Origin of the sequence: Acinetobacter sp. WU_MDCI_Abxb74 (genome assembly GCF_025513915.1) — a bacterium.
Taxonomy (GTDB): domain Bacteria; phylum Pseudomonadota; class Gammaproteobacteria; order Pseudomonadales; family Moraxellaceae; genus Acinetobacter; species Acinetobacter calcoaceticus_C.
Map to the genome: position 1 here is coordinate 440,355 of NZ_JAHPRP010000001.1, position 18,545 is coordinate 458,899.

Annotated in this window: 18 protein-coding genes; 7 read left to right on the forward strand and 11 right to left on the reverse strand. The window is 36.7% G+C overall.

Annotated elements, in window-relative coordinates; genetic code table 11:
* The 4 genes from cobT to KTH84_RS02110 all read left to right on the forward strand — a co-directional run bounded on the left by cobT (position 1) and on the right by KTH84_RS02110 (position 4,196).
* Positions 1-1,056 (forward strand): nicotinate-nucleotide--dimethylbenzimidazole phosphoribosyltransferase, encoded by a 1,056-nt coding sequence (gene cobT, locus KTH84_RS02095; protein WP_262471775.1) that lies wholly within the window; start codon positions 1-3, stop codon positions 1,054-1,056.
* Positions 1,049-1,648: a histidine phosphatase family protein gene (locus KTH84_RS02100; protein WP_262471776.1), complete on the forward strand. Its 600-nt coding sequence runs from the start codon at positions 1,049-1,051 to the stop codon at positions 1,646-1,648. Before cobT ends, KTH84_RS02100 begins: the two co-directional genes overlap by 8 nt.
* 124 nt (positions 1,649-1,772) lie before the next feature.
* Positions 1,773-3,344, forward strand: a complete 1,572-nt coding sequence (locus KTH84_RS02105) for a histidine-type phosphatase (RefSeq protein WP_262471777.1) — start codon at positions 1,773-1,775, stop codon at positions 3,342-3,344.
* Positions 3,345-3,455: 111 nt separating this feature from the next.
* The gene (locus KTH84_RS02110) at positions 3,456-4,196 is read left to right on the forward strand and encodes an adenosylcobinamide-GDP ribazoletransferase (RefSeq protein ID WP_262471778.1); all 741 of its coding nucleotides are present in this window, start codon (positions 3,456-3,458) and stop codon (positions 4,194-4,196) included.
* A gap of 101 nt (positions 4,197-4,297) precedes the next feature.
* On the opposite strand, the gene KTH84_RS02115 is transcribed toward KTH84_RS02110, so the two are convergent.
* From KTH84_RS02115 to KTH84_RS02140, 6 genes are all read right to left on the reverse strand, one after another.
* Positions 4,298-5,386 carry a 3-deoxy-7-phosphoheptulonate synthase gene (locus KTH84_RS02115; protein WP_262471779.1) on the reverse strand — a complete coding sequence of 363 codons (1,089 nt, stop codon included), beginning with the start codon at positions 5,384-5,386 and terminating at the stop codon, positions 4,298-4,300.
* Positions 5,387-5,503: 117 nt separating this feature from the next.
* The gene (locus KTH84_RS02120) at positions 5,504-6,391 is read right to left on the reverse strand and encodes a sulfite exporter TauE/SafE family protein (RefSeq protein ID WP_262471780.1); all 888 of its coding nucleotides are present in this window, start codon (positions 6,389-6,391) and stop codon (positions 5,504-5,506) included.
* Positions 6,392-6,544: 153 nt separating this feature from the next.
* Positions 6,545-6,826, reverse strand: coding sequence for a DUF1634 domain-containing protein (locus KTH84_RS02125; protein WP_262471781.1), 282 nt, complete (start codon positions 6,824-6,826; stop codon positions 6,545-6,547).
* Positions 6,823-8,379 carry a PepSY-associated TM helix domain-containing protein gene (locus KTH84_RS02130; protein WP_262471782.1) on the reverse strand — a complete coding sequence of 519 codons (1,557 nt, stop codon included), beginning with the start codon at positions 8,377-8,379 and terminating at the stop codon, positions 6,823-6,825. Before KTH84_RS02130 ends, KTH84_RS02125 begins: the two co-directional genes overlap by 4 nt.
* Positions 8,372-8,671 carry a hypothetical protein gene (locus KTH84_RS02135; protein WP_202742208.1) on the reverse strand — a complete coding sequence of 100 codons (300 nt, stop codon included), beginning with the start codon at positions 8,669-8,671 and terminating at the stop codon, positions 8,372-8,374. The genes KTH84_RS02130 and KTH84_RS02135 overlap by 8 nt, the downstream gene beginning before the upstream one ends.
* Before the next feature lie 66 nt (positions 8,672-8,737).
* Positions 8,738-10,873 carry a TonB-dependent siderophore receptor gene (locus tag KTH84_RS02140; RefSeq protein ID WP_262471783.1) on the reverse strand — a complete coding sequence of 712 codons (2,136 nt, stop codon included), beginning with the start codon at positions 10,871-10,873 and terminating at the stop codon, positions 8,738-8,740.
* Positions 10,874-11,093: 220 nt separating this feature from the next.
* Here KTH84_RS02140 and lpxB point away from each other — a divergent pair, with 220 nt between their 5' ends.
* On the forward strand, positions 11,094-12,269 hold the full coding sequence (lpxB, locus tag KTH84_RS02145) for a lipid-A-disaccharide synthase (RefSeq protein WP_262471784.1): 1,176 nt from the start codon (positions 11,094-11,096) through the stop codon (positions 12,267-12,269).
* A 43-nt stretch (positions 12,270-12,312) separates the two neighbouring features.
* Here lpxB and KTH84_RS02150 read toward each other — a convergent pair whose 3' ends face one another.
* Entirely contained in the window at positions 12,313-13,182 is an 870-nt protein-coding gene (locus KTH84_RS02150) for a DUF2797 domain-containing protein (protein WP_202742205.1), read from the reverse strand.
* 39 nt (positions 13,183-13,221) lie between these two features.
* Here KTH84_RS02150 and KTH84_RS02155 point away from each other — a divergent pair, with 39 nt between their 5' ends.
* Entirely contained in the window at positions 13,222-13,683 is a 462-nt protein-coding gene (locus tag KTH84_RS02155; protein WP_262471785.1) for a DUF6231 family protein, read from the forward strand.
* Between the two features lie 99 nt (positions 13,684-13,782).
* Positions 13,783-14,376 carry a YidB family protein gene (locus tag KTH84_RS02160; RefSeq protein ID WP_262471786.1) on the forward strand — a complete coding sequence of 198 codons (594 nt, stop codon included), beginning with the start codon at positions 13,783-13,785 and terminating at the stop codon, positions 14,374-14,376.
* A gap of 109 nt (positions 14,377-14,485) precedes the next feature.
* On the opposite strand, the gene KTH84_RS02165 is transcribed toward KTH84_RS02160, so the two are convergent.
* From KTH84_RS02165 to KTH84_RS02180, 4 genes are all read right to left on the reverse strand, one after another.
* On the reverse strand, positions 14,486-15,592 hold the full coding sequence (locus KTH84_RS02165) for a porin (protein ID WP_133973752.1): 1,107 nt from the start codon (positions 15,590-15,592) through the stop codon (positions 14,486-14,488).
* Between the two features lie 254 nt (positions 15,593-15,846).
* A complete protein-coding gene (locus KTH84_RS02170; RefSeq protein WP_262471787.1) occupies positions 15,847-16,260 on the reverse strand; it encodes an HIT family protein in 414 nt (137 codons plus the stop codon).
* Positions 16,261-16,278: 18 nt separating this feature from the next.
* The gene (locus KTH84_RS02175) at positions 16,279-16,548 is read right to left on the reverse strand and encodes a YARHG domain-containing protein (protein ID WP_003651599.1); all 270 of its coding nucleotides are present in this window, start codon (positions 16,546-16,548) and stop codon (positions 16,279-16,281) included.
* A 782-nt stretch (positions 16,549-17,330) separates the two neighbouring features.
* Positions 17,331-18,416 (reverse strand): alpha/beta fold hydrolase, encoded by a 1,086-nt coding sequence (locus KTH84_RS02180; protein ID WP_262471788.1) that lies wholly within the window; start codon positions 18,414-18,416, stop codon positions 17,331-17,333.
* Positions 18,417-18,545: the final 129 nt, after the last annotated feature.

Here is an 18,545-nt window from a genome sequence, read left to right on the forward strand (position 1 = left end):
ATGAACTGGTGGTTAGAATCGGTAAAGCAACCTAATCTAGAAGCAAAAAAACAAGCTGAACAACATCAACTCCAACTCACTAAACCTACGGGTGCTTTAGGTGATTTGGAGCAGATTGCAATTACACTTGCCAGTTTACAGTCAAATGTTCATCCTCAAGTTAACCACCCATGGATCACAGTTTTTGCGGGTGATCATGGCGTAGTTGAAGAAAATATCTCTGCCTATCCTCAAGCTGTCACACGTCAAATGTTGCAAAACTTCACAACTGGTGGTGCAGCAATTAGTGTAATTGCTAAATATCATCAAGCTCATTTGCAAGTTATCGATTGTGGCACAGTAGGCGAAGCGTACGAATATGCTGGTGTTGAGCGTCATTGTATTCGGGCAGGCACAGCAAATTTTGCAAAACAAGTGGCAATGAATGCTGAAGAATGCCGTGCTGCTTTAGAATTAGGAAAAAAGACCGTAGATACAGCCAAAGCCGACGGTGCAGATATTTATATTGCGGGTGAAATGGGGATTGGAAATACCTGTTCTGCTTCTGCGTTAGCATGCCTTTTATTAAATGAGACGGCTGAACAATTAACTGGTGTAGGTACAGGAATTGGTGCCGATCAGTTAAGACATAAAATTGAAGTGATTGAGCAGGCAATAGAGCGTCACTATCAACATGTCATTGGTGATGCGTTTAAAATCCTAAGTGCTGTAGGTGGCTTAGAAATTGCTGCCATAACTGGTGCTTATATTCGATGTGCTCAAATTGGTTTACCCGTGATTGTGGATGGATTTATTAGTTCGGTAGCTGCTTTATGTGCTGTACGAATGAACCCTGATGTACGTGGCTGGATGCTATTTGGACATCAATCGGCAGAATATGGCCACCGCCGTATTTTACATGAACTCAATGCTGAGCCAATTTTAAAGATGAATTTGCGTTTAGGTGAGGGTAGTGGGGCTGGTGCTGCTTTGGCATTGGTTAAAATGGCGTGCGTATTACATAATCAAATGGCAACGTTTGCTCAAGCGGCTGTAAGTGGGGACAAAATTGAGTAAATTGAAAATTGATTTACTCAGACATGGTGAAAGTCAGTTTAGCCATACATTACGTGGTCATTTAGATGATGAGTTAACAGCAAAAGGTTGGCAGCAAATGCAGTCAACCATTGAGCAAGTCGCAAATCAGCCATGGGATGTGATTGTAAGTTCCTCATTAAAACGTTGTGCTTGTTTTGCCGAGCAGCTAGCTGAACAAAAAGAATTACCGTTAGTTTTAAGTCCCGATTTAAAAGAAATGTATTTTGGTGATTGGGAAGGAGTTTCAACACAGCAGATTTATGAAACCTCACCCGAGTTGCTAGTAAATTTTTGGCAAAAGCCTAGTCAGTATTGTCCTCCTAATGCAGAAAGTTTAATTCTATTTCAAAATAGAGTTTTGATTGGGTTTAAGCAATTAATTGATCAAATGCAGAGCCAAAACTGGCAACATGCTTTAGTTGTTACCCATGGGGGCGTAATTAAATTATTGGCTTGTTTAGCTGGGCAACAGCCTTTAGATGATTTACTTAAAATGCCAGCAGAACTTGGGAAGTTATATCCTCTCGAATTTTCTAAAACAGATGGTCAATTAACTTTTATACTGAGATAGCAGCTTTATATTTTTATACACATGTAAGTTATTATTTTTATAAAGATATTTAAAATATTGTAATCGTACTGTCATTGCTAAAAATTAAGATATGAGCATTTCTTATTAATAGCTTATCTGACTTATGAATATTTTATTTAAAACGACAATGCTTGCTGCGTCATTAGTGCTTGTGGCTTGTAATAATAATGACGATCAAGATAATCAGCCAACGACACCACCTATAACCCAATCAAAGTATTATCAAACCAAAACACCTTATCAAGCTCAACAAGAATTAAAAAGCTATGAACAAGCACCAAGTGGATTCCAACCTGTTTTTACAGAGTTAGTGGCGCGTCATGGCTCAAGAGGTCTATCAAGTCTTAAATACGATTTAGCTCTTTATAATTTATGGAAACAGGCAAAAACAGAAAATGCCTTAACACCGTTAGGTGAGCAATTGGGAACTGACCTTGAAGCAATGATGAAAGCCAATATTTTGTTAGGTTACGGCGTAGAAGGAATTCGCCAGTACGGTTATGGAAATGAAACCATGACCGGTATTTTAGAACATCGCGGGATTGCTGATCGTTTATTACAACGATTACCGAATTTATTTAATCAACAAGCTTCGATATCGGTACAAAGTTCGGGTGTGGATCGTGCGGTAGATAGTGCTAAATTTTTCACGGCTGAACTCATTAAACAACAACCGCAGCTCAAAGATAAAATTGTTCCAGTCTCTTATACCAATTTATCGAGTGAAAGCGTGCCAAGTGTTGAAGATGGTGGGGTAGACCGTTTTAAACTTTATTTCCATAGCTTGAATGCAGATGAAGACCTAACTCAGCCGCTAAGTGTTAACCAACAGAAAATTTATGATGCAAGTCAGGCCTATCAAGATTTTGAAGAAAATAATAAAGATTTAACCCAAAAGTTAGATGAATTATCAAATCATACTCAAGCTGAACAAGTCGCTTTAACTGTGTTAAGTCCAATTTTTAAAGCAGATTTTATTAAAAAATTGGGTACAACAGGTTATAGCTTTAGTAATACGGGGTCTTTTACAGTCACTTCGCCTAAAGGTGAGCAAATTACGGAAAAAGGTAAGGGTAAAAACACTATCGCCAGTGCAGTTGATGCAGCAGCTTATGTGTATGAGCTTTATTCGATTTCTGGTGGCATGAAAGATGAACTAAAAGGTATCGATTTTGATAAATATATGCCTGTTGAAGCCGCAAAATTCTATGCCGGATTTAATGATGCAAATGATTTTTATGAAAAAGGTCCAAGCTTTACAGAGTCAAATCAAGTCACAAGTGCAATCGCCCAAGGTTTAAAGCAAGATTTATTTCAACAAGTTGATGCTGTAGTCAATAAAGCTCAACCTTACAAAGCGGTTTTACGTTTTGCTCATGCAGAAATTATTATTCCTCTGGCCACCAGCCTAGACTTACATAATATGATGCAGCCTTTACCACTTCGCCAGACGTATAATTACTCAACCAGCTCATGGCGCGGAGAAGTGGTTTCACCTATGGCTGCCAATGTACAGTGGGATATTTATCAAAATAACCAAGGCAATACTTTGGTAAAAATGCTTTATAACGAAAAAGAGACTTTATTTAAGTCTGCATGTAACTACGCGCGTTATAGCCCAACCAGTTTCTACTACGACTACATAAAATTGAAACAGTGCTATCAAATACAATAGATTTTCAGTTTTCTGAAGTATTTAATGGGAATAGGGATTGCTATTCCCATTTTTATTTCTTCATAATTCAATCTGTTTTGAATATAGATCAGTTAGAGACTTGGATTGGATATGACACCCTTTTGGATCGCATTGCAATTTTTAACTGTTCTGCCAATCGAGTTAAAGACAATGCCGACGGCGCAACAAAATGGTCGAGCTATTTTGTTTTATCCCTTGGTTGGGTTCATTATCGGTGGCATTCTTTTTCTTATTGCATGTCTTTTCGCAAAATTACCAATTCTTCTACTTGCCCCCATCATAATGACTTTATGGATTTGGCTAACAGGCGGTTTGCATTTAGATGGGCTGGCAGATACGGCAGATGCGTGGGTAGGTGGTTTTGGAGACAAGCTACGTACTTTACAAATTATGAAGGATCCAAGTTGTGGCCCCATTGGAGTACTGAGTTTAGTTGTTATATGTCTGCTCAAGTTCGCACTGGTCTATGTACTGATTGAACAACATCAAATGCTATTTTTAATATTGGTTCCTGCACTTGGGCGCCTTGTGCCATCCATTTTATTTTTAACTACACTGTATGTTCGTGAAAAAGGTTTAGGCCGTTCTCTGACCGACCATTTACCTAAAACAGCTTCTTGGATAATAATTGGGTTAGTTTTGCTGTTACCTTTATATTGGGGATGGCAAGGTCTAATCGCCGTGATTGGATTTTTAATGAGCCTTGTTTATTTAAGACATCTGTTTATAAAACGTATTGATGGTATCACAGGGGATACTGTGGGGGCCGCAATTGAGCTTAGCGAAACTGTGCTGCTTTTTGCTTTTATCGTAAGTTATTTTTATTTATAAATAATAAAACTTTTAAACCCTATTACGGCTTATCTAGAAATTTCATTAAAATAAAAAGCCCTCAAAAAAGAGGGCTTAATCGATATTCTTAAAAAGATGGATTAACGATTTGGTAAAACGTCTTTTAAAGCTTCATGCATTTCAAGTAATGTTTTTTCGGTTGTTTCCCAGTCAATACAGCCATCAGTCACTGATTTACCATATTCTAGATCACAAAGATTTTCTGGAATATCTTGGCGGCCGCCTTTTAAGTGACTTTCAACCATAAGACCAACAATTGACTTATTTCCATCTAAAATTTGTTCAGTAATATTCTTAAGAACAAGTGGTTGTAAGTACGGGTCTTTGTTTGAATTTGCATGGCTCGCATCAATCATGATTTTATTGCTTACTTTTGCTTTAGCCAAAGCATTTTCTGCTTCTTCAACAGAGCCAGCATCATAGTTTGGCTTACCATTACCACCACGTAAAACTACGTGTGCGTATGGGTTGCCTTTGGTGTTAATAATTGAAACCTGACCATCGTCATTAAGGCCTAAGAAACTATGACCATATTTAACAGACTGCATGGCATTGGTTGCAACAGTTAAGCCACCATCCGTACCATTTTTAAAACCAACTGGTGACGATAGACCAGAAGACATTTCACGGTGAGTTTGGCTTTCGGTTGTACGTGCGCCAATTGCAGACCATGAAATTAAGTCTTGGTAGTATTGTGGAGAATTCGGGTCAAGTGCTTCAGTTGCACATGGCAGACCTTTTTCATTTAATTCAAGTAAAAGCTTACGGCCAATGCGCAAGCCTTTTTCAATATTAAATGAGTCATTCATATCTGGGTCATTGATTAGACCTTTCCAGCCAATTGTTGTACGTGGTTTTTCAAAATAAACACGCATAACCAAATATAAAGTTTCTTTAACTTTTTCATTTAATGCTTTTAAACGATCGGCATATTCGTGAGCAGCTTTAGGGTCATGAATTGAGCAAGGGCCAATAACGACAAATAAACGTTTATCTGAGCCATCTAAAATATTACGGATGGTTTCACGACCTTTTAGGACGGTTTGTGAAGCAACATCAGATAAAGGCAGCTCTGATTTAAGCTCGGCTGGAGTTACAAGAGTTTGAATGCTTTTAATATTAACGTCGTCGATATCTGGCTTGGAAACTGATTTTGAATGTGTATTCATTGCTGTCACTGGTTCGATCATACTAAAGGTTGTTTTGTGTACTGAATATACCATGAAATAATTATGAAAATCCTACATCTCATGGTATTTCGCTTTGGAAAAATCTTATTGATTTTGCTATTGTTCAGTTGGGTTGCTTGTTTTTTCAGCAATCACTACTTGTTGTTGTACCACAGGTGCTTTTGGTTTTGCTTTGACTGGGTTAACCATAAAATTAACACCGAGAGCAAATAGGGTAATACCCAAAATTTTTCGGATTAAACGCTCTGGCATGCGGGAACTAATGAGCGTACCTACAATAATCGCTGGAATTGAGCCTACTAATAACCACATAAGAAGCGTAAAGTCGACGTTTCCAGCACTCATGTGTCCAAGGCCCGCCACTAAGGTAAGCAATACGGCGTGTACCACATCTGAACCAATAATTCGAATCATTGGTAAGTTCGGGAACATGATCACGAGTGCCATAATGCCAAATGCACCAGCACCAACAGATGAAAGTGTTACGAATACGCCTAAAATAATACCCATAATAATGATGTAGAGGCGTTTATGGTGAATAGCCAATTGCTCATTTTCTGTTTGTACTGTTTCTTTGCTTCTAAAACGATTAAAGAATTTTTCAATTCGAGAACGAAAGATAATTGAAACACCAGTCAGTGTTAGCATAAAACCCAAAACCATGGTTAACACAGCTTTATAGTGGGTTGACTGGCTTAAAAAGTGTTCAAGTACCCAAGATGTAGCGAAAGATGCTGGAATACTACCCACAGCAAGCCATAAAACAATTGGCCAGACAATGTTGAGTTTCTTGGCATGAACCATTGATCCACAAAATTTTGAGATTGCGGCATAAAGTAAATCGGTACCAATTGCGATATGCGGTTCAATTCTAAAAAGACTAATTAAAATTGGTGTCATTAATGATCCACCACCAACTCCTGTAATCCCTACACAGAAACCAACTAACATACCCGCTAAGATAAATTCAAAAGGACCAAACATCTTTATCGCCACTTATCACGAAACGTCCATATCTTATTCCTTTTAGAGATAAACAGTTGTCATGAATAATGATTTACTTATGCAAAAAAAAGCTAAGCAATCGAAATATTGCTTAGCTTGAGTCATTTTTCATCAAATTATTAGTATTTAAGATTATTTTGATGATTTTAATGGGTTAATTAAAAGGATGAGACCAAAAGTTAACGGCGTTGCAAATATCCACCAACTGACAAAACCAATTGAAAAGTTAGAATGTTGAACCAAAATGTATGCGCATAAAACAAACAATATGAATGCAGCTATTTTAAAGAGTTGGTAATATTTTTGAGCTAACGATTTGAAATGGCCTGTTGATTTTGGTGATCGATATTTTTCACTCGCCATAAATAACAAATACATTCCTAATAAAATTAAAATGAAAGCTATAAAGATCACGAGCTCACCTCAGTATTTAATTTATTCAGCTTCTTTTGGATTTTTTCTACAGCTTTATGCTGAATAGGTTGAATTTTGCAGAATATAAAAATCGCTAAGCCTGCAAATATCAACAAAAAGATATCTATACGTGCAAATACCCAATAACTGTTTAAGCTTTGAATATAGTTATGTTGAAGTAAATAGCTTAAATTTAAGATTGGAAGCACCATACAAAGCAGAATAAAAATACTAAGTTGAGTTCGCCATAAATATTGTTTTTTAGTGACTAAAGCGATAATTAAGCTGATGAGCCAGACTAAGAAAAAGCTATAAATTTCATAATTGATCGTGGTTGTAGTGACAGTAAATAATCGATTCGCGCTCAAATAGGCCACAGTTGCACACGGCAGTCCTACAAAAGTTGCGACATTTAAACGGTCAACTAAATAGTGTCCAAAATGAAACTTGCTGTTCTTATTTTGAATTTGGCGTTTAAGGCTCCAGAGTAACAAACCAGAGGCAATCATGACACAACCTAAAATGCCAGAGAAGAAGAAACCTAAGCGAAGTAAAGGTTGGGCAAATGTTGCCATGTGTAGACCGTAGACCCCGGCATTAAGCGTTACAATCGCACTATTATTACGTGTATCTGCTAAGACTTTTCCTGTTGATGCATTCAATGTAATTTGAGCCTGATTACGGGTAATTGAATGATCTTCTTTTTGAATAAAGGTGATTTGTGCCTGATTGGTATTTGGATTTTTTATACTAATAGTAGATAAAGTTTTATTTCCCCAATTTTGTTGTACTTGGCTTAATAACTTTTCAATTGATAGGTTCTGAGCTGGCTGTATTGACTGGTTCTCGGGTACAGCCTTTGTACGTATTTCAGTAAAATATTGATATGGGTTTTCTGGATAGAGCTTCTGCATTCCCCAAGGCAGATATAAATAAAAGAAAATAGCTAAGCCTGTAAAGGTAATGGTTAAAAAGAAAGGCAGGGCAATCACCGAAGAAATATTATGAAAGTCTAGCCATGAACGCTGAGACTTAAATGTACGCAAAGTAAAAAAGTCGGTGAATATTTTTTTATGGGTAATAATGCCTGAAACTAAAGCAATCAACATAATAAATGCGGCAAGACATACTATTAGTCGTCCGATGAATATTGGCAAACCGAAGAGTTGATAATGGAAACGGTAAAAGAAATCGCCGCCTAGCGTTGCCGAAAGTTTAAGCTCTTGGCCTGTGTTTGCATCCAGAGTTGCATTTCCATAACCGCCGTCTGATTTTTCCCAATACATCGTGTTTACGGGACTCTCAGGTGTTGCAACAGTTAAATACCAAGATTTGGCATCTGGAGCATGGTCTTGTAAGTATTGATATGCTGTTTTAATAGCAACATCTTGCTTTACTTCATATTGTGCAAGTGGAGGCTGCATCCATAAATTAATTTCGTGGCGGTAATAAGACAAACTTCCCATTAAGAAAATGGCAAATACGAGCCATCCAAAAATTAGGCCAGTCCATGAGTGTAGCCATGCCATAGATTGGCGTATACCTTTATGCATAACCCACCATACGCGTTGCAAAAAAGAAAAGGGTACAGAGTACGATTGATAACCCAGTGAGTTTCAAAAGCGATTGAATGCAAAAACCTATAATAACGAACAATACGTAAAATAGAATTGCTATAAATGCTGCTAGATATATGGCTTCAGGTTTATCTAAGGTCAAACGGAAAATTCCAGTGAGACCAAGACTTAAATACGCCATACAGGCAAAACCCATACCGAAAACGAGCAAAAATCGATAGAAAACTTTTATGCGATATGACACAGGGAGATTTACAGTTTTGGACATCTTTACTGACACATAAACAAAGAATAATAAGAAAAGCCAATCCCTAAATTAGGATTGGCTACGATATTAATATTTAAACTTCACAGCAACTGTATAGTTGGCAGAAGGACCATAAAATCCTTGGCCATCAGGGAAGCTATATAGATACTTCTTATCAAAAATGTTATTACCATTTGCTTGAAGCGTAATATGATTATTTACTTCATAGCTCGCCATTAAGTTGACTAAGGCATAGGCATCTTGTTTGATCGTACTGTTTACAGTTGAGTCATATAGCTTTACACCATCTTGCCACTGTAGGCCTGCGCCAACTTTTAACTTAGGCAGAACTGACGGCGTATAGGTCGTTAGCAAATTAAGCGTCTGGTTCGGATTATAAGTTCTTGCCTCGCCACCATTCTTAATATCTTTAATACTAAACTGAGCGTAACCGAAAGCAAGGTTCACATTATCTGTGATTTGACCTGATAATCCGACTTCTACACCTTGGGATTCCAGATCACTGGTTGGTACTTTTCTATTAAGTGGGTTTCCATCAGAGTTACGTAGTGGATAATTATTTTGTTCAGTTTTAAAGACAGAAAGTGTTCCTGTTAAGCGATCATTTAGCCACGAGCTTTTCACACCCATTTCATAGCTTTTACCCTCAATAGGTTTTAAAGCTTGATTCGTGTCTTTATCAATACCGGTCTGTGGACGGAAAATAGAGGTGTAACTCATATAGCCGGTATATTCAGGCGTAAAGTTATAGGTTAATCCAAAATAAGGGGAAAGCTTACTTTCACTATATGACATTGGTGAGTCGTAACTTTCGCCTTTACTTTCGGCCTTAACGTAGTTTGCACCCAGTAAAAGTTTTAGGTCTTCATTCAGATGTAAACGTGTAGCAGCATAGAATGAATTGATGTTTTGCTTATAATTTGCCGCTTCTGTGAAATCTGACCAAGTTACAGATTGAGGTGTCCAGCTTGCCCAGTCTGTAGTCGTTGATTTTATAACGTTACTGTCATTAATTGTTCCTGTAGATTGCTTATCATGTTGATGACTGCGGACATAGCTATAACCTAAAGATGCTTCATGTTCTTGGTTAAATAGCTTATAAGTCCCTTCGAGATTAAAATCTACAGCATGTTTTTCTTGCTGCTCTTGGCCGCCCCATGGGGTTAAGTAAACACCCGATCCATCTGCTTTTGGATAACCAGAGTAGTAAAGTAAATGGCTATTATGTTCTGTATCTAGATAGTTATATGTGAGCTTAGCAGTCCACTGATCATTAATTTTTTGCTTTAACTCAACAAAAGCATTTTGGGTTTCATTATCCCAATGTGCCCAATCGGGGTTGGGATTGTATGAACGGTCATAAGAAATTTGCTTACCATTTGCGTCTAGTAAGGGTAGAGCTCCCCAGTTATTGGCATTCGGTTTATTTTTTTCTTGGCTATAGCCGACAGTGAGCAACGTACTATCTGTTAGGTCAGCTTCAAGAATACCTGCAAAACCATTTTTTTCAGCAGAGTATCGATCAAGGTAGGAATCACCTGTTTGTTGATAGCCCATGATACGGCCACGTACTTTTCCACTCGGTAGAATAGAACCGGATACATCAGCTTCATAACGTTGTGTATCCCATGAACCATAACTCACGCCACCATTTGCCTGAAATTCTTGAGTTGGTCGCTTTCGGATATTATTAATGGTTGCACTTGGGTCGCCAAATGCATTTGTAAGTGAGTCAGCGCCTTTAACCACTTCTACGCGATCATAAAAGTAAGTATCTGGATTAGTATTATTATAATTATAGTTAGAAAGGGGAGAGCCTACGCTGTCAGTTAAGATATTTGAAATCTCAAAACCACGAGCCATGTACGACGTACGTTCGGTTTCTTGATTGCTCACAGTTACTCCCGGAGTGTTTTTTAGAACATCTCTCGTACTGGTAAGCCCGAAATCTTCAATTTGCTGACGAGTAACGACATTAATGGTTTGAGGGGTTTCTTTAGCTTCAATATTAAGCTTAGTTGCACTATTTGAGTTTTTAACATTATAGGCTTTGGTTTGCTCTGAAGATTGCTCAACATCCGAAGCTTTTACTTTAATCGTTTGCAGGGCTTGAATACTTGTATCTTGAGCATAGGTGAGATTCGCATAACAAATCGCGCAGGCGATGACAGATAGCTTAAACGGTCGAGGTGGGATATTCATAAGATTAAAGATAATGTTAATAATTCTCATTTATTCTATTGTTTGTAAATAAAAGCTACAATTGAAAAAGTATTGTTAATTTAGATTAAAAGATAAATACTTAATGTAATTTTAGATAGTAGATAAAATTTTGTCTTGTGTTTATAGCTTAAGCATCAAGTTCAAGATTGATAAATCTCTATGCTAGAATGCATTATTTCAAATTCTTGGGTAAATCGCCTTGGCAAACCGAAAACTTAAAATAGGCATTGTAGTTGGGGAAGTTTCTGGAGATACACTTGGCGTTAAGCTCATGCGTAGTTTTCGTGAACAAGGAATTGATGCTGAATTTGAGGGAATCGGTGGTCCCCAAATGATTGCTGAAGGTTTTAAAAGCTATTACCCGATGGAAACTTTGTCTGTGATGGGGATAGTTGAAGTACTAAAAGACTTAAAAAAATTATTCGCTGTACGTGATGGTTTAATTAACCAATGGACTGAGCAACCCGTTGATATTTTTATTGGTATTGATGCGCCAGATTTTAACCTTAGACTTTCCAAAAGTATTAAAGAGAAGAATCTTCCAATAAAAACCGTCCAATATGTGAGTCCATCAGTTTGGGCGTGGCGTCAGGGGCGTGTTCATGGCATTAAACAGAGTATAGATTTAGTCCTTTGTTTATTTCCTTTTGAAAAAGTTTTCTATCAGCGATATGAAGTTCCAGCAGCTTTTGTAGGCCATCCCTTAGCAAAGCAATTACCGCTTGAAAATCCAATTCAAATTGCTAAACAACAATTAGGTATTGATGAAAATCAAAAACATATTGCTTTGTTGCCAGGTAGCCGTAAAGGTGAAGTAGAACGACTTCTTCCTATGCTATTGGGCGCTGCCAATATTTTGCACAAGAAATATCCAAATATTCAATTTTTAATTCCTGCAATTAACGATGCACGTAAACAGCAGATTGAGCAGAGTGTTGAACAATTAGCACCTCATTTAAAAGCTGTAGTTCATATTTTAGAAAATACAGACACTGAATCAAAAGTTGGCCGTATGGTCATGAATGCAAGTAACATCATTGCTTTAGCTTCTGGAACGGCAACTTTAGAAGCAATGTTAATGCATAGACCTATGGTCACTTTTTATAAGTTGCATTGGTTGACCTATTTAATTGCGAAGTTTTTGGTCAAAATTCCTTATTATTCTTTACCAAATATCATTGCTGGTAAAAAAGTGATTGAAGAGCTGATTCAGGCTGATGCAACATCAGAAAATTTAGCTGCTGAAATAGAGAAACTGATGAATATTGAAAAAGCTCAAATTCAAGTGATGCAACATTTAACCATGCATAAACAGCTTATTTCTGGGAATACAGAAGATTCAGTACAGGCAATTTTAAGAATTTTAGAAAAGTAATTAAAAAATAGGCATTCTTCTGAATGCCTATTTCTATTTTAGCTTAAGCACGTACTATAAGCTCATAACCTGTATATTTACGAACATTAATCACGCCAATATCAAAAATTAAATATTGACCTTTAATACCCTGTAATACACCACGAATTTTTGGTGTTTTATCCAAATTTAGAGACTTAATTTTTTCAGGGTACTGCTCAACAGGGTAAACAAACTCACGTGGTAACTCATCTTCTAATAATTCAACAGTTTCGTTAAATTCAAGATTTTGGCTAAATTCTTCTCGAATCGTTTGAATTTTAGGTGCAAACTCTTCGATTAATTGATCACGTTGTTCAACAAGGTTAAGCGGTTCAGCCTCACCTTTGAGTAATTTGCGCCAATCAGTTTTATCAGCAACTAAAGAACCAAACATGATTTCAAGTTGGCCAGATAAGCGACGTGAGCCTACTTTTAAAATAGGTAAGGCCTGAGTTGCACCTTGATCTAACCAACGACCTGGCATGTGATTGACACGCGTAATACCCACTTTCAAAGCACTAGAATTTGCTAAATAGACAATATGCGGCTGAAAGCAAACATTGTGGGCAAAGTCATCTTCACGACATGTACCTAAGTGGTAATGGCATGTTTCCGGTTTCATAATGCAGAGGTCACATTCCGCTTTAGTTTTAAAACATTTAAAGCAGTGGCCTTGAGAATATGACTTTGGTGTTTTAGTGCCACAAGAAGTGCAATAAATATTACCTGTCCATTCGATTTCTAGTTCTTGTCCTAAATTAAAAGGAAGATCAATTTCTGAACGGTCTAATACAAATTTGTATTCAACATTTGCCTTGGTTGTCTGTTGATCAGTTACACTAGCATCTTTTAGGCCTGCATGCATTTTATGGCAAATGCCTTGTAGTTCCATAAAGTTTAAACTCACATCTTTCAATTAAGGGTTGCAGTCATGGCTGAACAAAATGTCATCGCTTCTATGCTAGACGATTTATCAAAAGAACAGCCCATTCATACTGCACTTTGTATTGGCCAGAAAATTGACCAGAATAACGCAATTCAATGGCGTTATTTTACCGTAACTGAGCTTTTAAGTCTGCCTTTTACTCAGCGTTATGATTTGGGTTTTGTATTATTTGATACCGATGAAATGCAGATCATAACTGAAGTACAAAAATCACAATTATTAGTAAAACTACGTGATTTATTAGCAAAACGAATTGTTGTGGTGAGCAAACGAAGTGATGAACAGTTATTGCGTTCTTTAGGGTTTACCCAACTCATTGATAAGACTTCGCATGATAGCGATTTTGCTTTATGGCAATTTAATATATTGACCTATAAACATGTTCCAGATTGGTTTAACTCAAGATTTTGGGCAAACCCTGAAAACTGGAATAAATTCCGTTGGTAAAAGACTATTTAACCTCTTTCAAAATTTAACAATTTGGCTTTTGCTGTCTTAACAAGAATCCGCGTATGCTCATGTGTAAACCATACATAAGAGTTACACATGACAAATTTAAGCAGTATTGTTGAAGTTTTGGCTAAGCAAGCTTTAGGTGGGAATCAACAAACATCAGGTCAAGGCGGTTTGGGTGGAATTTTAGGTTCTGTACTTGGACAAATGGGGGATAATACTTCTTCTGGCGCTCAAGGTGGCCTTGGTGGAGTATTAGGTTCTGTATTAGGTCAAGTGACTGGAAATAATAATAATGCGCCTCAAGCAGGTGGCGGTGTACAAAGTTTATTAATTGCAGTTGTACCTTTGATTTTAGGCTGGGTTCAACAACAAGGCGGCTTACAAGCTGCTTTAGAAAAGTTAAAAGGAGCAGGTCTGGGTAATCAGGTTCAAAGCTGGGTCGATCCAAATCAAGCGAATAGTGCCGTTCCTACTCAACAATTACAAAGCTTATTTAATGCTTCTGATATTGAACAAGTTGCTCAGCAAGTACAAGCACCGAAAGAAGAAGTTTACGGTGCAATTGCTTCAGTCTTACCTCAAGTCATTGATTCATTAACGCCTCAGGGTGACAGTACTGATCATCAAGAAGCAAACCAAGATATTCAAAATGTCATGAATCTGGTAAGTGGTTTCTTAAAGTAAGCTAAAAATTTAAAAAAGCCGATAATTTTTATATCGGCTTTTTTAATCTGTACAATAAAATAAAAGGGCCTTAGCCCTTTTATTTTAGATATGAATCAAAGATAACTGATTAGAAGTTATATTCGATACCAGTACCTACAACAGTTTGCTTGTCGTCTTCTTTAATCCAGTCGCGTTTTTGCTGAGCAACAATACCGTAGAAGCGAGCTTGTTTGTTGATTTGATAATCAAGACCTAAGCCGTACAAGTCAATTTTACGATCTGCTTGACCACTTACTTGTGTTTCAGCAGAAGCGTATTCTGCTTTCACTTTAAGCTTAGTATTAGGAATTTTATAAGCAGCAGTTACCGCATAAGCTTCTTCTTCTAAGCCGCGATAAGCTTTACCAGCTTTATCGATTGCACCATCTGATTTATATGTTTGACCATATGCAGTCAAGTCATCAGTAGGTTCAGCATGTTGCCATAACGCACCTACTACAAAACCAGATTTTGCGATGTCATAAGAGCCTGTTACACGGTAAGCATCTGTATAAACATCTTTCAGACCGTAAGCAGCATATTTACCTTTTATACCGAAGTCACCAGCAGCAGCCACTGCTAAGCCAAGGTCTTTGTTTTCATAACCAAGAGAAGTTGATACTGAGTCAAAGCTATCATTTTTGCTATCTTTACCAGTTTCACCATCTTTACTGTCAGAAGTGCTTTCGCCAGTTTGAGCCATAATATTGAATGTTAAACCAGCTAGCAATTTAGGGTCTAACTCAAAACCAATCACGTTGTCTAAACGGTTTTCGCCGTACATGATGTTGGTAATATCTAAACGAGTGTCATCATTAAAGATGTCTTGGTTACCACCAGCAGCTGTCTTGAAGTAAGAGTCATACTTACCTGCTTTTAATGTACCAACGCCTTCAGTTTTTAAACCGATAAAACGGTTACGAGCGCTAAGATCAGTATCAGAACCTGAGCCATCAGTAGAAATTGCCCATTCGGCTAAATAAACAGCAGATAGCTTGTCAGTTAATTTCTCTTCGCCTTTTACCCCAATGCGAGAAGAATTTGAGTTAATTTCGGTAACGTCACTTTTTCCATCGAAATTTTTATTGTCAACTTGGTTAATAGAAACATTCAGTTTGCCATACAAAGTTGGCGCTGCTTGCACCGCGTTTATGCTCAAAGTTGCAACTGCGGCAGCGAGTAGCAATTTCTTCATTGAGATTTCTCCAAAAGTATTTAAAAATGGCGTATGCCTAGTTAACTATTTATTTTGTAGTTGACTTATGTACAAAAAGTTACAAAAGCTCACCAACTTGCTAAGCAGTATCGGCAAACTTTGTGACAGGGGCGTGAAAAATAAATGACAGTTTTATGACGGTTAAAATTTAGAAATATATTAGTTATTTTAGTTTTTTATAGTTTTTAGACGAAAAAAAGCGGAGTCAAAACTCCGCTTTAATGAATTAAAAATCAAAGAGCTGCTTTAATTTTCTCAGCTAATCTTTTGATTTTTTCTTGGTCACCTAACTCTACAGCATGGCGTCCAAGTTGATGCACATTTGTAGGAATAAGGTGAAAATGAACATGCGGAACAGTTTGGCCTGCCGCTGCTCCAGAAAGTTGCATTAAGACAATACCTTCTAAATTGAGGGCTTTTTCCATTGCTTTCGCAATTTTCTGAACAATTTGTATGGTATAAGCGGCTGCTTCTGGGGGTAAATCAAGCAGCGTTACAGCAGGTGTTTTTGGAATAACTAATGTATGACCATCGGCTTGAGGCATAATATCCATAAAAGCTAGAACTTGATCATCTTCATAGATTTTTATCGCTGGAAGTTCATTGCGTAAAATTTTTGCGAAGATATTTTGATCATCGTATGCCATGTATTATTCCTTTAAAAATTACTTACATTTCAATTCTTTCTGACGCTCTTTAATCGCATCAAGACGTTGTTGCTCTTTGTCAGAAAACTTTGGTTTTGTCGTATGACAGTTTTCATTACCATATTTTTCTTTAGCATCAGGATCTTTAAAACAAAAGCCTTTTGATGCATAAATCAAATTATAATCGTCTTGCAATTTCTGACATTCTTGCTCAGGCGTTGCAGCTTGAACGTTTAAACCAGCAATGCTCACCATGCCAGTAAAGACTGCAACCATAAATTTATTCATGAGCGTTTCCTCAATTAAAGGTATGAACCTGTACTCAATATAAGGTTTATTACCAATATTTCAATGACTATTAATTACTCAAGTGTCATTTTGGTTGATAAATTGTTCACAAAATAAATAAAAACTTTAGATATCAATTATTTATAAAAATCAAATAAAAACATAAACTTAAGATAAATTTTATATATATTTCCAGAATTTGATTTTCATTTAATTCATTCTAACTCTTATTGGCAATATAAAAATATGCTTCTAGTTCGGGTGAGAACATATAAAAAATTATAGGGAAAAATAAGATTTTATAGCTTTTTTATTTGCTAAATAGACGGCTTAAGTTGGAAATGAGGTCAATGAAAAAGAAATATATCAATGACATTATAAAAATACAAAGCGTGATAATTATCACATTTTGTATTTTAGGATTAAGTGGAATTCACTGGGCCCATTTTAATTTAGACGAAAATGGGCTTTTTCTTTTGATATCTAAAATATAGATAAGCCCAAATTAATCTTAGTTTACAATTCAACTGAAAGATGTATTGATTTTACATGTTTTAGCTTCTATTATATTATCCTTAATTGCTGCGTTTGATAGTTTTTGTAGCCCATTTCTAAAATTGAAATGGGCTTTTTTTATATTTAATTTATGTGAAGGGCTCTATAGGACTTTTTGTGGTGATTGCTCTTTAGTCTAATTTAGCTGCATATAGCAAGGCCTTATAAATTTTCAATAGTTAGGACCCAAACTAATACATGCAGCAGATTGACTTATGACCTTATCCTTAAATTTGTGTTGAACGTTCGGTCAGCCATTTTGCCAGTTTTGGCCAGAACTCCAGAGCACTTGCCTGACTCGACATTAGGCCTAAATGACCGCCCGGGATGAGAGTAAACGTGACATCTTGACTGCTTGTCAATTGACTTAATGGAGAAGCAGCGTCAGCAGTTACCAACTGATCACTACGACCCGCACCCACTAAAAGAGAACAATCTATATTTTTTAATTCGATTTTCTTATCTTTTAACTGAATAAAGCCACGTTTTAATGGATTTTGTAGCCAGACATTAAACAACATGTCCTGATTAATCCCACCTGGGTAATCAATCATGTTATTTAAAAAGCTACTTAAGGTTGCATGCTCTTGTACAAATTGCAGGTCATCAAGATTTTTTAGCAATTGAACATGCCCATCGAACCAACCTTTAGGATCAAGAATTTTGAAACCTAATGAATTTAAAATTCCAGGACTATGAATCAGGCGTTTTGGCAATCCAGAATAAATACGGTCCTGAATTTTTTTATTGCGACCAATAAAGTGATTTATGGTCTGGTAGAGCTTTCCAATATGGCCAGATGCATAACTATCTATTGGACTACCAAGAACAATCAGGTTTTTAATGTAATTAGGTTGGTTAAGAGCAGTATATAAAGTCACAAATATACCAGCCATACTCCATCCATGGAGTGAGATTTGCTCACTTTTTGAGTGTGTTCGGACAATTTCTATCGCTTTAGGAATGAAAACTTCAATAAATGATAAAAAGTTAAGATGTCTATCTTTAAACTTTAAACTTCCCCAATCGACCAAATAGACATCGAAACCAGCATTTTGGAAATATTTAATTAAAGAACGATAAGGATATAAATCATATATCGCCATATTAATGGCGAGTGGGGCAACAAATACTAAAGGCTCTTTAAATCTTTTCTGTGTTGCTGCGTAATAGCGAATACGGGTTTGATTGAATTCGCCAATGACTTCATAGGGAGTGCTTTGTGACAGAACCAATGTTTTTGAGTGAAATAGTCGGGCAGAAAGATGCTTCATTTGACTTTGTTCAGAGACAAGGGACTTTAAGCGTTTCATCTTGCTTTACCAACTATTTACTAAAGATTGAATAAAGTCTAAGCGATAATTTTAAGGTTTACCTTGACCTTAAATACATTAGACACTCAAAATGATGATAGTTTTTAGTACATGACCAGTAAAGGCGAA

Bases quoted from the DNA above. Each gene is read 5' to 3' on its own strand.
- cobT (WP_262471775.1), top strand. From the start codon at position 1: ATGAACTGGTGGTTAGAATCGGTAAAGCAACCTAATCTAGAAGCAAAA.
- KTH84_RS02105 (WP_262471777.1), top strand. From the start codon at position 1,773: ATGAATATTTTATTTAAAACGACAATGCTTGCTGCGTCATTAGTGCTT.
- KTH84_RS02110 (WP_262471778.1), top strand. From the start codon at position 3,456: ATGACACCCTTTTGGATCGCATTGCAATTTTTAACTGTTCTGCCAATC.
- KTH84_RS02115 (WP_262471779.1), bottom strand. From the start codon at position 5,386: ATGAATACACATTCAAAATCAGTTTCCAAGCCAGATATCGACGACGTT.
- KTH84_RS02120 (WP_262471780.1), bottom strand. From the start codon at position 6,391: ATGTTTGGTCCTTTTGAATTTATCTTAGCGGGTATGTTAGTTGGTTTC.
- KTH84_RS02130 (WP_262471782.1), bottom strand. From the start codon at position 8,379: ATGCATAAAGGTATACGCCAATCTATGGCATGGCTACACTCATGGACT.
- KTH84_RS02135 (WP_202742208.1), bottom strand. From the start codon at position 8,671: ATGTCCAAAACTGTAAATCTCCCTGTGTCATATCGCATAAAAGTTTTC.
- KTH84_RS02140 (WP_262471783.1), bottom strand. From the start codon at position 10,873: ATGAATATCCCACCTCGACCGTTTAAGCTATCTGTCATCGCCTGCGCG.
- KTH84_RS02150 (WP_202742205.1), bottom strand. From the start codon at position 13,182: ATGGAACTACAAGGCATTTGCCATAAAATGCATGCAGGCCTAAAAGAT.
- KTH84_RS02155 (WP_262471785.1), top strand. From the start codon at position 13,222: ATGGCTGAACAAAATGTCATCGCTTCTATGCTAGACGATTTATCAAAA.
- KTH84_RS02160 (WP_262471786.1), top strand. From the start codon at position 13,783: ATGACAAATTTAAGCAGTATTGTTGAAGTTTTGGCTAAGCAAGCTTTA.
- KTH84_RS02165 (WP_133973752.1), bottom strand. From the start codon at position 15,592: ATGAAGAAATTGCTACTCGCTGCCGCAGTTGCAACTTTGAGCATAAAC.
- KTH84_RS02170 (WP_262471787.1), bottom strand. From the start codon at position 16,260: ATGGCATACGATGATCAAAATATCTTCGCAAAAATTTTACGCAATGAA.
- KTH84_RS02175 (WP_003651599.1), bottom strand. From the start codon at position 16,548: ATGAATAAATTTATGGTTGCAGTCTTTACTGGCATGGTGAGCATTGCT.
- KTH84_RS02180 (WP_262471788.1), bottom strand. From the start codon at position 18,416: ATGAAACGCTTAAAGTCCCTTGTCTCTGAACAAAGTCAAATGAAGCAT.